Annotated in this window: 13 protein-coding genes and 1 pseudogene; 8 read left to right on the forward strand and 6 right to left on the reverse strand. The window is 46.1% G+C overall.

Going from position 1 to position 13,089, the window contains the following annotated elements; translation table 11 throughout:
* Window positions 1–95: 95 nt before the first annotated feature.
* Complete coding sequence (locus tag CXL14_RS07610; RefSeq protein WP_003151806.1) at window positions 96–281, forward strand: YvzF family protein; 186 nt, start codon at window positions 96–98, stop codon at window positions 279–281.
* A 67-nt stretch (window positions 282–348) separates the two neighbouring features.
* Complete coding sequence (gene fumC, locus CXL14_RS07615; protein ID WP_014418844.1) at window positions 349–1,737, forward strand: class II fumarate hydratase; 1,389 nt, start codon at window positions 349–351, stop codon at window positions 1,735–1,737.
* Between the two features lie 36 nt (window positions 1,738–1,773).
* On the opposite strand, the gene CXL14_RS07620 is transcribed toward fumC, so the two are convergent.
* Window positions 1,774–2,649, reverse strand: a complete 876-nt coding sequence (locus tag CXL14_RS07620) for a TetR/AcrR family transcriptional regulator (RefSeq protein WP_014418843.1) — start codon at window positions 2,647–2,649, stop codon at window positions 1,774–1,776.
* 178 nt (window positions 2,650–2,827) lie between these two features.
* Here CXL14_RS07620 and spxO point away from each other — a divergent pair, with 178 nt between their 5' ends.
* Window positions 2,828–2,992 (forward strand): anti-adapter protein SpxO, encoded by a 165-nt coding sequence (gene spxO, locus CXL14_RS07625; protein WP_007410067.1) that lies wholly within the window; start codon window positions 2,828–2,830, stop codon window positions 2,990–2,992.
* A gap of 27 nt (window positions 2,993–3,019) precedes the next feature.
* Here the strand turns inward: spxO and CXL14_RS07630 are convergent, their stop codons facing one another.
* Together CXL14_RS07630 and CXL14_RS07635 are read right to left on the reverse strand one after the other, a co-directional pair.
* A complete protein-coding gene (locus tag CXL14_RS07630; RefSeq protein WP_014418842.1) occupies window positions 3,020–4,375 on the reverse strand; it encodes a two-component system sensor histidine kinase CssS in 1,356 nt (451 codons plus the stop codon).
* The gene (locus CXL14_RS07635) at window positions 4,372–5,049 is read right to left on the reverse strand and encodes a two-component system response regulator CssR (protein ID WP_014418841.1); all 678 of its coding nucleotides are present in this window, start codon (window positions 5,047–5,049) and stop codon (window positions 4,372–4,374) included. The genes CXL14_RS07630 and CXL14_RS07635 overlap by 4 nt, the downstream gene beginning before the upstream one ends.
* Window positions 5,050–5,326: 277 nt before the next feature.
* Between CXL14_RS07635 and CXL14_RS07640 the strand changes: the two genes are divergently transcribed.
* Entirely contained in the window at window positions 5,327–6,688 is a 1,362-nt protein-coding gene (locus tag CXL14_RS07640; RefSeq protein ID WP_032863908.1) for a S1C family serine protease, read from the forward strand.
* Window positions 6,689–6,734: 46 nt separating this feature from the next.
* Here the strand turns inward: CXL14_RS07640 and CXL14_RS07645 are convergent, their stop codons facing one another.
* Both CXL14_RS07645 and CXL14_RS07650 read right to left on the reverse strand, forming a co-directional pair.
* The gene (locus CXL14_RS07645) at window positions 6,735–7,199 is read right to left on the reverse strand and encodes a Dps family protein (RefSeq protein WP_007410071.1); all 465 of its coding nucleotides are present in this window, start codon (window positions 7,197–7,199) and stop codon (window positions 6,735–6,737) included.
* A gap of 89 nt (window positions 7,200–7,288) precedes the next feature.
* The gene (locus tag CXL14_RS07650) at window positions 7,289–8,131 is read right to left on the reverse strand and encodes an oxidoreductase (RefSeq protein WP_014418838.1); all 843 of its coding nucleotides are present in this window, start codon (window positions 8,129–8,131) and stop codon (window positions 7,289–7,291) included.
* Window positions 8,132–8,263: 132 nt separating this feature from the next.
* Here CXL14_RS07650 and CXL14_RS07655 point away from each other — a divergent pair, with 132 nt between their 5' ends.
* The 4 genes and pseudogenes from CXL14_RS07655 to CXL14_RS07670 all read left to right on the forward strand — a co-directional run bounded on the left by CXL14_RS07655 (window position 8,264) and on the right by CXL14_RS07670 (window position 11,851).
* Complete coding sequence (locus CXL14_RS07655) at window positions 8,264–10,045, forward strand: M3 family oligoendopeptidase (RefSeq protein ID WP_014418837.1); 1,782 nt, start codon at window positions 8,264–8,266, stop codon at window positions 10,043–10,045.
* Between the two features lie 118 nt (window positions 10,046–10,163).
* Complete coding sequence (locus tag CXL14_RS07660) at window positions 10,164–10,601, forward strand: YusW family protein (protein WP_014418836.1); 438 nt, start codon at window positions 10,164–10,166, stop codon at window positions 10,599–10,601.
* Window positions 10,602–10,756: 155 nt separating this feature from the next.
* Window positions 10,757–11,581 carry an ABC transporter ATP-binding protein gene (locus CXL14_RS07665; RefSeq protein WP_014418835.1) on the forward strand — a complete coding sequence of 275 codons (825 nt, stop codon included), beginning with the start codon at window positions 10,757–10,759 and terminating at the stop codon, window positions 11,579–11,581.
* A 2-nt stretch (window positions 11,582–11,583) separates the two neighbouring features.
* Window positions 11,584–11,851 (forward strand): annotated as a pseudogene (locus tag CXL14_RS07670) (YusU family protein).
* A gap of 193 nt (window positions 11,852–12,044) precedes the next feature.
* Here CXL14_RS07670 and CXL14_RS07675 read toward each other — a convergent pair.
* The gene (locus tag CXL14_RS07675) at window positions 12,045–13,085 is read right to left on the reverse strand and encodes a ketopantoate reductase family protein (RefSeq protein ID WP_014418834.1); all 1,041 of its coding nucleotides are present in this window, start codon (window positions 13,083–13,085) and stop codon (window positions 12,045–12,047) included.
* Window positions 13,086–13,089: the final 4 nt, after the last annotated feature.

Genomic DNA, 13,089 nt, shown 5'->3' on the forward strand with positions numbered 1-13,089 from the left:
TCCTTAATTGAGGTTATCTTTTCCTGTTAAAAAAATGATATACTATGATAAAGTATTTAATGGTACAAGTTTTTTTATGAAAGCGGAGGAGAGATGTGGCACAAGTCAGACTGGCAGGAAATGCCGAAGAAATTGAACAGCTCATCAAATCATTTGAAGCGCATTACGAAGTGGCTTACACGTCGAAAGAATACCGTAAAACAAATCCGAAGTATAAATACTCAAAGGATTCGCGCGTCTATCTTGAGCTGAAATTAAAAACGGCCAAGGCCGAAAAATAAAAAGGGTTTCATCTGTTACTGGCGAATAATACTCAGGGTGAAGCAACTGTTATGGAGGGATACATAAATGGACTACAGAATTGAAAAAGACACCATGGGAGAAGTTAAAGTTCCGGCAGATAAATTTTGGGGCGCTCAGACACAGCGCAGCAAAGAGAACTTCAAAATCGGTTCAGAAAAAATGCCTCAGCGTGTTGTGAAGGCGTTTGCAATATTAAAAAGAAGCACAGCGATCGCCAACGAACGCCTCGGCAACTTAGAGTCTGAAAAAGCCCAGGCGATTGCCGCTGTATGTGACGATGTTTTAAACGGCAAATACGACGATAACTTTCCGCTCGTTGTCTGGCAGACGGGAAGCGGCACGCAAAGCAACATGAACATGAATGAAGTGGTGGCCAACCGCGCGACTGCTTTATTGAAAGAAAAAAATTCCGAGCTTAAGATTCATCCGAATGATGACGTTAACCGCAGCCAAAGCTCAAACGATACATTCCCGACGGCGATGCACGTTGCGGCGGTTCTTGCCGTATATGAGCAGCTCGTTCCGGCGCTTGATCAGCTGCGCGCGACGCTTGATGAAAAAGCGAAAGCTTATCAGGATATTGTGAAAATCGGACGCACGCATTTGCAGGACGCCACTCCGCTGACGCTCGGACAGGAAATCAGCGGCTGGGTATACATGCTTGACCGATCGAAAGAAATGATTCTTGAGTCAACGGAAAAAATCCGCGCGCTTGCCATCGGAGGCACGGCAGTCGGCACGGGAATCAACGCCCATCCGCAGTTCGGTGAATTCGTCGCGGAAGAAATCACAAAAGTAACGGGGCAGACATTCAAGAGTTCGCCTAACAAATTCCATGCGCTCACAAGCCATGATGAAATCACTTACGTTCACGGCGCGTTAAAAGCATTGGCTGCCGACCTGATGAAGATTGCCAACGATGTCAGATGGCTGGCCAGCGGCCCGCGCTGCGGAATCGGCGAAATCGTCATTCCTGAAAATGAGCCGGGAAGCTCTATCATGCCGGGTAAAGTCAACCCGACGCAAAGTGAGGCGCTGACAATGATCGCCGCGCAAGTGATGGGAAATGACGCGACAATCGGATTTGCGGCCAGCCAAGGAAACTTCGAGCTGAATGTCTTCAAACCGGTTATTATTTATAACTTCCTGCAGACCGTGCAGCTGCTCAGTGACGGAATGAATTCCTTCCATGACAAATGCGCTGTCGGTATTGAGCCGAACCAAGAGACGATTCAGGAAAATCTCTCTAACTCATTAATGCTTGTTACGGCGCTTAACCCGCACATCGGTTATGAAAACGCCGCGAAAATCGCCAAGCTTGCCCACAAAGAAGGCCTGACGCTGAAAGAAGCGGCATTACAGCTGAACCTTCTGACAGAAGAACAATTTAATGAAATGGTGCGTCCGGAAGATATGGTGCACCCGAAAGCATAAAAAGAAAGAACGGCTGCAGTCATTGCGGCCGTTCTTCTAAATAAACTGCTGTTTCAGTAAAAATCTGAGCTGTTCTGCATCTTCAGCCAGCAGGTCGGATTCCTTCAAATTCAAAATCATTCCTTTGATGATTGCCGGTTTCGGCGACTTTTTCTTCATTTCCGCTTCCAGAATATCCAAGCTCCCGGTGAATTCAGATGCTTGCGCCTTGTCCATCGTGCCGATGCGCGTGCGGAGGGTCTGCAAGATCGATTGGCTTAAAGGATCGGGCTGCCCGTTATGAAGGGGCCCAAACAGTGAGCTTGCCTCATCAAGAGAAATAAACGCTTCATCATGTCTGTCCGCCATTCCGTTTACGATGTCATCAATTCTGTGAATCACGGTATTTGCCAGAAGCGAAGGCTGTACGGACCGGCCGGTCAGAATGAGATATTCAAGATACATCTGACTGATTCCTTCTATTAAAAAACAAAGCTCGGCTGTGTATGGTTCAGCTTTTTCTCCGTAAATAGCAAGAAGACTGTCGATATGAAACTGCAGGATCGACCGGCGGATTCTCTTTCCGCACTGCGCCGCTTCTTCGGTATAAGGAAGTGAACCGTCTTTCATCTGCATGGTAATAAAATCCTGATGGGCGAGAATCGATTCGTAAAACACCGCAAGCTGTTTTTGATAAGCGGCTCTCGGACTGTCACCCTCCGTTTGGATCGTCGTGATTCGGGTAAACGTTTTATCATAGTAGTAATTCAGCATGGATAGAAGCAGTGCTTCTTTGGAAGGAAAGTATAGATAAAAAGCGCCTTTTGAGATTTTGCATTCATCGGCGATTTCCTGAACCGATGTAGATTTGTACCCTTTTCGGGCAAACAGTTTAATTGCTGCTTCAATGATCAGCTTTTCTTTTTCCTTCAATGGTTCCACCCTTTCGGAGCCAGGAGGCTGGCTTGTGCTTCTTATGTATGACTATATGGTCACATTGATATTCCGTAAATTTAACCTGATTGTAACTTGTTTTTTTGTTTTGTTTTATTTATATTATAAAGTGAGCTGACCGAATGGTCAAAGTTCTGGCGAAAGGGTGAATCTGAAAATGAAAGAATTAGATGAAATGATCAGCCGCTTGCGAAACAGAGGAATTAAAGTCGAAAAGGTGAAATATCCGAAAAAGACAATTTGTGAAAAGAAATGGGTTCATCAATGCCAAAAACCGCTGAAAACAAACTACAGAGATTTTAACGGCTACTCCTTCACATAAAAAAAGACTGCAATGAAACACTACAGTCTACTTTGGTACGATAATTCGGTAGATTACACCCGATTGGCCATTTTCAATTGAAATTGATGCTTTATGCAGGGTTAAAATCCGTTTTACGATGCTGAGTCCTATGCCGAACTCGCCTTTCTTCCCTTTATTAAAAGGCTCGTACAAGCTGGATAGCATCTCATCCTCAATCGGAGGCCCGTCATTTTTAACCGTCATGACAATCTGCTGCTGATTTTGGCTGATCCGAATGTGAATCGCCGTTTCTGCATAGCGGATTTGATTTTCGAGAATGTTTTCAAGAAGTTTGCTCCATTGTTCCGGATCACCGGGCATCATTAATGCATCTTCTGTTTCAACGGTCCACGATAATTCCTTCCGGGCCCATTTGAGCCGTTCAATGACTTCTTCCGTGACCTTCACAATGTCAAATGTCTCATGGTGCACCCGCTGCTTCATTAAATAATCAAGCTTCGTTAAATATAATAAATCCTTAATTTTCTTCTCAAGTTTTTCTGCTTCGCCTTCAATGACATCAATTGTGGTTTCCAGATCCCCCTTAGGAAAAATCCCGTCCTTTATTGATTGAGTATAGCCCCTTATCACCATGACAGGCGTTTTTAAATCATGAGAGATATTTTGCAGGAGCGTTCTTTCCGTTTCATCCTTTTGCACCAGCTTGCTCCGCATGTCTTCAATGGTATGGCCTAATTTTCCGATTTCGTCTTTCCTGTCAACGATGACCGGATCATCCCAATCCTGTTTTGAAATCCGTTTGACATGCTTCTCTAAGGAAACGAGCGGGCGCGAGAGATATTTGGCAAGCCAAATCGCCGGAATCCAGCTTAACAAAATCACGCCGGCAATGATAAAGAGCAGCTGCTTGAACAGGGTGAATGCCAGATCATCACGATAAGAATCAAGGGCGTAAGACAGCATCATCGCATCCTGGCCGTTAATGGTGAGGCCTTTTTTAATGACGAAAAATACTTTTTCACCGCTGATGTCCGCGCTGTATCGTTTCGTGACGCTGTGCTGGCGGCCCGCGAGCTTGTACACCTTATGGATAAAGGAAGAAGAAAAGTAGTTCAAGTCTTTGTCACTGGCCGATTCCTCCCGTTCCGGCAGAAGAACGTGCTGAACGGATCGGAAAGTCGTCGGAGCGGTCGCATCCTCGCTGTAATATCCACGCTCGATCGATCCGGGCAGCCGGTACTCCGTCAGTACATGCTGTTCATTTTCAATGGTCGTATACGTTTCATCCGTGAAAAAATTACGCAGCGTATTTGAGAACAGCACGAGCAGCAGAATCGAAATGGCTAAGAGGATGCCTGAGATGACCACCCATATTTGAAAAGCAAGCGGCTTATTTTTCATGACGTCATCATCCTGTAGCCGAATCCGTAAATGGTCTCAACCTTTAATTCCGGCATTTTTTTCCGCAGCCTCCGCACAAGATCATCGACCACCCGGTCAGTGCCGAAATAATCATGGCCCCATATTTTCAGCAGAATATCTTCCCTGGAAAAGGGGTGTCCTTTATGGTGAAGAAATAAAAGCAGCAGATCAAATTCCTTAGACGTCAAATTGACCAGGCTGCCGGTTTCATCATAAACCTCTCGGGCATCTTCGATCACATTGTAGGAAGAAACGGTGATGCCGGTTTTCTTTGCGGCGGGCTGTTCTTTATACACGAGCTCCAGCAGCTTCTGAACCCGTATAATGAGCTCTCTCGGCAAAAAAGGCTTGGCGACATAATCATTGCTTCCAAGCTCTAACCCGAGGACTCTGTCAATATCGGCATCCCGCGCGGAAATGAAAATGACGGGCACATCGGGATCTTTTTCTTTTATTTCTTTTATCAATGTATAGCCGTCCGTATCCGGAAGCATGATGTCGAGAATCCACAAGTGGGGAGACGGCTGCATCTGCTTTCTGGCATCTTCGCCTTTTGTGAAAGATGTAATGTTCCAGCCTTCATTCTCTAAATATTTTGTGAGCAGTTCATTCAGGTTATCCTCATCTTCAACTAGATAAATGGTGTATGACAAGGCATTTCACATCCTTTCAACGTCATTATACTAGTTTTAACACACTCAAGCCGCATTTTCATAATTTCACATATTCTTTTCATTTTTATCCCACAATGTTTGTTTATGATGTGTATAAGGGAAGAAAGGAAGAAAAAAAGCGGGGAAGATAACATGTTTAAACACATTTTGTTTTGGAGCTTTGCTTTTCTCCTTATTATTGGGACAATAGAACTTGTACATGCGATGAATATGTAATCGATAGAATGAAAACATGCTAAAAGGAGTGTGCGTGAATATGAATGATCATCGAGATGACGGCAGAAGCCGCGATCAGTCAGATCTTTCACATACGGAACAAAACAGAAATGAACAGCAGCGGATCAGCCATCAGGAGCCGGAGCTGCTCGAAGGGCCCGTCTCGAAAGAAGCGGAAAACGAGACGGCCGCCGGCGCGGAATTTGAAAAAACGGCTGCCGTGAAAAAAGAAAAAAAACGGAGAGCCGCTTGGCTGAGCCCGATTTTAGGCGGTATTATCGGCGGAGGCCTCGTGCTTGGCATTGTGCCGAACCTGCCGAGTGAGCAGCATAAGACAGAAGCCGTTTCTGATACGAAACAAGTTCAGTCTTCGAATTTTACGTCAACGCCTTTGAAAAATACCTCAAGCGTAGCGGATATGGTAGAAGATTTGGAGCCTGCGATTGTGGGAGTGTCCAACTACCAAGCTTCGCAAAGCAGCCAGTTCGGACTTGACGGCGGTTCAAGCTCTGAAACGGAAAGCGGCACGGGGTCAGGCGTCATCTTCAAAAAAGACGGCGAAAAAGCGTACATCATTACAAACAATCATGTCGTAGAAGGGGCGAACAAACTGTCGGTCACTCTTTACAATGGGAAAACCGAAACGGCAAAGCTTGTCGGAAAGGATGCCATCAGTGACTTGGCTGTGTTGGAAATCAGCTCGTCCAATGTCAAAAAAGCGGCCAGCTTCGGGGATTCCTCCAAGCTCCGCATTGCCGATAAAGTGATTGCCATCGGCAACCCGCTCGGCCAGCAGTTTTCCGGCACCGTCACACAAGGTGTCATCAGCGGGCTGAACAGAACGGTAGACGCCGATACATCCCAAGGCACGGTGGAAATGAACGTGATTCAGACGGATGCGGCGATTAACCCCGGAAACAGCGGCGGCCCGTTAATCAACTCAAGCGGCCAGGTTATCGGGATCAACAGCATGAAAGTCAGTGAAAGCGGCGTGGAGTCACTCGGCTTTGCCATTCCGAGCAATGATGTAGAACCGATAGTCGACCAGCTGCTTGCAAAAGGAAAAGTCGAGCGCCCGTTTTTAGGTGTGCAGATGATTGATATGTCGCAAGTGCCGGAAACCTATCAGGAAAACACGCTCGGACTGTTCGGCGACCAGCTGTCTAAGGGTGTTTACGTAAAAGAAGTGCAATCCGGCTCACCGGCTGCGAAAGCGGGCATCAAATCCAATGACGTCATTGTACAATTGAACGGCAAAGATGTCGGCAGCAGCGCCGATATCAGACAGATCTTATATAACCAGCTGAAAATCGGCGATAAAACGACTGTTCAAGTTCTCAGAAGCGGAAGCAAAAAGACGCTGAACGTCACATTAACGAAACAAACCGAAAGCGCAAGCTGAACGCATAAAAAAAGCTGAACCTTCAACTGAGGTTCAGCTTTTTTCGTCATTCTCCCAAGTAGGCTGACAGCATCCACACATGCTTGTCCGCTTCTTCAACTAATCCGACAAACAGGTCGGCAGTTGACGGGTCATTTTGTTCCTCGGCGATGCCGATGACAAATTTTGATTCGCGGCTGATTTGTTTATAGTCTTGAACCAGTGATTCCACCATTTCAGAAGCCGTTTTTTCTTGGCCTTCATCCGTAATGGAAGCTTGTTCAAGATAAGTGTGTAAAGTCGCCGCAGGCTGTCCGCCGATGGCCAGAAGACGCTCTGCGATGGCATCCGCCGTTTCCGCCGCTTCGTTATACAGTTCTTCAAATTTTTCATGAAGCGTAAAGAAGTGAGGGCCTTTTACATACCAATGGAAGCGGTGCAGTTTAGAGTAAAGGATAAACCAGTTTGATAATTGTGTGTTCATTGATTTCTCAACAAGAGTTTCAGTTTTTTTCGCGTTTTGTGTATTCATATTCATCGTCCTCCCTGTGATCTGTTAATTTAATTATACCACATATCAAATAAAAATCAATACTAAATTATAATAATTATAATTTAGGTTTAAGTGAACAGCTTTTTCTTCACAACAGATTCCCAGGCGGACCACGAGAAGAGTGAGCGGAAAGCCAATGCCAGCTTAACGCCCCTGCCGATCGGATACCGCAGTTTCTTCAGCCGTTTCCTTTGTGCCAATTGATAAATCAGCTCCGCTACGTCATCAGGATCGCCGCTTTTGGATGCGTTGGCTTTGAAGTAAGCTTCGATTTGCTGATAATAGCGGTAATAGGGCGAATCTTTGGCGGGTGCCGTAAGATGATTGGAGAGAGACGTCTTCCAAATAGACGTTTTATAGGAGCCCGGTTCTATTAAAGCTGCATCAATTCCTAAAGGCAGCAGTTCGAGGCGCAGACACTCTGTAAATCCTTCAACCGCGAATTTGGAAGAGACGTACGGAGATAGAGCCGGGAAACCGGTCAGTCCGCTGATACTGCTGATATTGAAGATTTTCGCCCCGCCATGTTTTCGCATATAAGGCAGCACGGTTTTTGTGACGTGAATCAGACCGAATACATTTGTTTCATACTGCTGTCTGTAATGTTCCATCAGCACATCGTCAATAAACCCCCCGTACGCAGAGCCGGCGTTATTGACGAGCAGGTCAATCGGTCCGAAACCGCTGATGGTGTTCCCGAAGTCAGACACCGACTGCTCATTTGTCACATCTAAAGAAACGACCGTAACATGATCGGATGCACCCGCTTGAGCGGCGGCCTCTTTCAGTATTTCAGCTTTCTCCGGCTGTCTGGCTGTTGCGATGACGTGATAAGACCGGGCGAGCTTCAGCGCTGTCAGCAGCCCGAATCCGCTCGTCGCGCCGGTTACAATGGCAATTTTTCTGTTCATCTTATAATCCTCCCCGTTTGTTCTTATCTCATAGTGTATAACATCTCGCGGAAAGAAGGAGAAATCGTTCGGAAATATGTCAGAATTGTTTTATAATGGAGTCAGCTTCGGATAGAAAGGGGTAAAGAAAAGATGGCATTAGAGGGATTGAAGGAAACATGGGATTTAAACTCGATTTTTGAGGGCGGGAGCCGGTCGGAAGAGTTTCAGCAATACATACAAGAGCTCAAAAAGCATCTAAGCGTCTTTCAACATGCGGTTGAAGCGTTTACAGTTCCGGCGCATGCGGATGAAAGCCGGGACCTGATCAATCTGATCGATAGGTTTGAACGGTCAGCGATCATGATCAGGCAGGCGGGAGCGTTCGTCGGCTGTCTTCAGGCTCAGAACACTCATGATCAGAAAGCGAATGAATGGAGGGCGCGGATTAATCAGCTGAGCAGTGATTTTAAATCCGCTCTGGTCACCCTTGACGATACACTTGCCCGGATTGACGAGCGGGTTTGGGAGGAGCTGCTGCAAAAACCGGAACTTCAGGATCTCACATATGTTTTAAATGAGAGAAGAGACCGTGTCAAGGAGAAGCTCAGCGCTTCAGAAGAAAGACTGATTGAAGGCCTGGCCGTTGACGGCTATCACGCATGGGGCGACCTGTATAATGCGGCTGTCGGCAGAATGAAGATTCCGTTTGAGGATAAAGAGCTGTCGGTCGGCCAAGCGGAAAATATGATGGCGCACCCGGACCGCCGCATCAGACGTCAAGTGTTCAAAGAGCTTAATGAAGCCTGGAAAGGAGAAGAGGAGCTTTTCGGCAGCACGCTGAACCATCTGGCCGGCTTCCGCACGGAAATCTATAAAGCGCGGGGCTGGAAAAGCGCTTTGGAAGAGCCGCTTGCGATCAACCGAATGAAAAAAGAAACGCTGGATGTCATGTGGCAGGTCATTACCGATCATAAAAAGCCTTTTGCCGAATACCTGAATCGAAAGGCATCTCTTTTAGGGCTTGAGCGGCTGAACTGGTATGATGTGGGCGCGCCGATCGGCGAGGCTCCGAAAGAATACACATTTGATGAAGCGGCCAATCTGATCGTCAGCCAATTTTCGACGTTTGGCAAAAAGCTGTCCGCATTTACGGAAAAAGCGTTTCGTGATCGGTGGATAGAAGCGGAAGACCGCAGCGGCAAACGGGTCGGCGGTTTCTGCACCAGTTTCCCCGACAGCGGAGAATCCCGGATTTTCATGACATTTTCCGGAAGCGCTTCGAATGTATCGACGCTGGCGCATGAGCTCGGTCACGCGTTCCATCAGGAGGCCATGCTTCAAGTGCGGCAGCTGAACAGGGCCTACGCCATGAATGTGGCTGAAACAGCCTCGACCTTTGCGGAAATGATCGTCGCCGACGCCGCTTTGAAACAAGCGGAGACAAAGGATGAAAAGCTGTTCTTGCTTGAAGATAAAATTCAAAGAAGCGTAGCCATGTTTATGAATATTCATGCGAGATTTTTATTTGAAACGCGTTTTTATGAAGAACGGAAGCAGGGCGTCGTTCCGGCTGAGAAACTGAATGAACTGATGGAAGCGGCGCAGAAAGAAGCGTTTTGCGATTCATTAGGGGAATACCACCCTCATTTCTGGGCTTCAAAACTGCATTTTCATATTACAGGAGTGCCGTTTTACAACTTTCCGTATACGTTCGGTTATTTATTTTCGCTTGGAATATACGCAAGAGCTCTTCGGGAAAAAGCGGATTTTGAAGAAAAATATATCGCGCTTTTGTGTGACACGGCTTCGATGACCGTTGAGGATTTGGCGATGAAGCACCTTGGAGCGGATCTGACGGAACGGTCGTTTTGGGAAGACGCGGTCCGCCTTGCCGTACAGGATGTGCAGGAATTTTTAGAGCTGACTGAATGATAATCTGGAGATGAACCGGCCGGAGTGTTACCGCTCCGGTTCTTTTTTGTTCCATGAATGACAGCCGCCTCCCTTGGAAATACCTAAAAACGATCGGAATGGAATGGGAGTGAATCGCATGAAATGGTTCAGGACGGCGGGCGTTTTATGTCTTACGCTGATGCTGATTGCCGGCTGCCGATTGATTGAAGAAAAACGGGAAGCGGAACAAGACAGCACACCCGTGTCATCTGCGAAGCAGGTTCCTTACAGCAGCTTTTCCCTGCGCGTCAGCTACGGAGCCGGAGAGCATAACCGCTATGAAGGTTTGTATGAAAGAAAAAGCGGTCATGAAAAGGCGGACATCCGGGACAAGCTCTCAGGGGTTCACAGAGAGGGCGAGGAAGCGCTTGATGAAATGAAGATGATCCTCGGAGAACTTGCCGTAAACAGCCGGATGCAGGAAAGCGAGGTCGTCCGGCAGGTGCTCTCGGCTTTTAATTTGGACAGCCGCTATGACCATTTTTATCTGAAACTGAAAAAGAACAACGGAGAAATGACAGAAATAAAAAAATAACCGCCGTCCGCTGCTTTTTTGCCCAAAACTAATTGATAATGATATTCAGAGTCATTAATTTCTGTTACAATATAATCATGATCTCACGTTGAATGTTTAGGCAATTTGTTTATATACATAGTGTTGGGAAACTCAAAAAAGGAGCGGTTAGCGGTATGAGTGCAATTTCTACAGAGACGCTGAGCTTAGGGTACGGAGAAACTGTTATCATTGACGAATTGGATGTCGCGATTCCAAAAGGCGAAATAACTGTATTGATCGGAAGCAACGGCTGCGGAAAATCGACGCTTTTACGTTCATTGGCCCGGCTTATGAAACCGAGGGGCGGTTCTGTGCTTTTAGAAGGAAAAGCCATCGCTAAGCTTCCGACGAAGGAAGTGGCAAGAGAGCTCGCTATTTTGCCGCAGAGTCCGTCAGCTCCCGAAGGCCTGACGGTGCATCAGCTTGTGAAGCAGGGAAGATACCCTTATCAAAGCTGGCTGAAGCAATGGTCTAAAGAGGACGAAGACGCAGTGGCAAACGCGCTTAAAGCGACGAAGCTTGAGGAAATGGCCGACCGTCCGGTAGATTCCTTGTCAGGCGGACAGCGCCAGCGCGCATGGATTGCGATGACACTCGCTCAGGATACAGATATCATTCTGCTTGACGAGCCGACAACCTATCTCGACATGACGCATCAAATTGAAATTCTTGATTTGCTGTTTGAATTAAATGAAAAAGAAAAACGCACAATCGTCATGGTGCTGCACGACCTCAATCTGGCATGCCGTTATGCCCATTATCTGGTCGCCATTAAGGATAAACAGATTTACGCAGAGGGCCGTCCCGAAGAAGTCATCACTTGCGAGCTTGTACAGCAGGTCTTTGCGATGAACTGCCAGGTAACGCAAGACCCGCTGTTCGGCACGCCGCTTTGCATTCCGCACGGACGCGGCAGATGTATCGTGCAGGAAGCGGCCCTCACCGCCCGATTGTCATAATCATGAAAAAGGGAAGGGAACGGTATGGAAGAGAAACTGCAGCAGCAGCTGGACGGCCTGCTTGAAAAATACACGGAACTATTGCTTGGCGAAACAAACCCGGATGTAAAGGAAGAAGTCAGGCAGTGGATTTTGTATACACATATCGCAAAAAGCATGCCTCCGCTCGTCAAACATTGGAATCAATCCTACCCGGACGCCAAAGAGGGCATCAAAGCTGCGATACAGCACATTAAACAGCTCAATGAAGCACACAGAAAAAAACAATAAAAAAGCTTTCGGCATCAAAGAGAGGTGCCGGAAGCTTTTTTTGCTGAAAAGGAATCAATAAAGGCGCCCGTTCAATTCATAGCGAAGAACTTTAATGTAACTAACGCACCCGTTTGTTAACGTATATTTCTTCCGCTTGCTGAACCAAGAAAAAAGGACCGCCGCAGCAATCCCTTTCTCTCTTTCCTATATATCACATTTCCTTTCGGATACGTAATAACTCTTCAAATGCTTTTATATTTGTATCAAAATTGGGCACTGTTTGAGATTCCTCGGCACATTTGACTTGTGCTACAACCAAATCATGAAAAGGTGTTGAAATGCCAGTACCTTCTGCCATTTTGGGAATAACTCCATTAATATAATCAATTTCAGTTTTGCGTTTTTTCTCAAGATCCTGAAGCATACTTGCTCTTAGCAGCCTAGATGGTTCCATGGCTGACCTAAATGTTTGGATACGTTCAGGAATATCATTTTCGCTTCTTAATTCCAAAGATTCTAAATCAAGGCCGCCCATTTTCGCAAATTTGACACCATTGGCGTGTCCAACCTTAATCGTCTCATCTGCGATATGAACTGCACTAACAATGCCGATTTCATGGTCAAGAATGTCTCCGTATTCTCCGTTTAATGCTGCCGATAAACCACTGAATGCATTATTGATAAGTAATTTTGACCACTTCGTTCCAACTAAATTATCGGAAATATGTGTTCCGCCGATAAGGTCTAAAACCGATTTAATACGCTGGATTCTTTCTGTTGTTTCACCATGTAATTCTCCAATTTGAAAAGCGTACTCTTTAAATTGAGTATACTCAGTTGTAAGTCTGGATACGCCCGGTTCAATAAACGTAGCACCAAATTCAACAGAACCTGCAATAACACGTTCATCACCAACGATCGAAGCGACTTTCTGTTCAGGTATACCGTTTTGCAAGGAACATACTACACTGTCATCCTTTAAAAAAGGCAGTAACTCCTTAAGAATGGAGTCATTATATAATTGTTTCGTCAGAAGTAATATGAAATCATACTTGCCTGACTTGTTTTCAGGGGTAATGGCTTTCACCTTTGCTTGAAATTCCGTTGTACCAACTACTTTAGCACCTATTTGATTTAAAGTATCTACATGTTCTTTGTATGAATCAATCAATTCGACATCCATTCCGCCAGCAGACAGATATGCTCCAACAATGGTTCCTAAAGAACCTGCTCCTAAAACTGCAATTCTCATTGTA

This window comes from Bacillus sp. SJ-10 (assembly GCF_002843505.1).
Classification (GTDB): domain Bacteria; phylum Bacillota; class Bacilli; order Bacillales; family Bacillaceae; genus Bacillus; species Bacillus velezensis.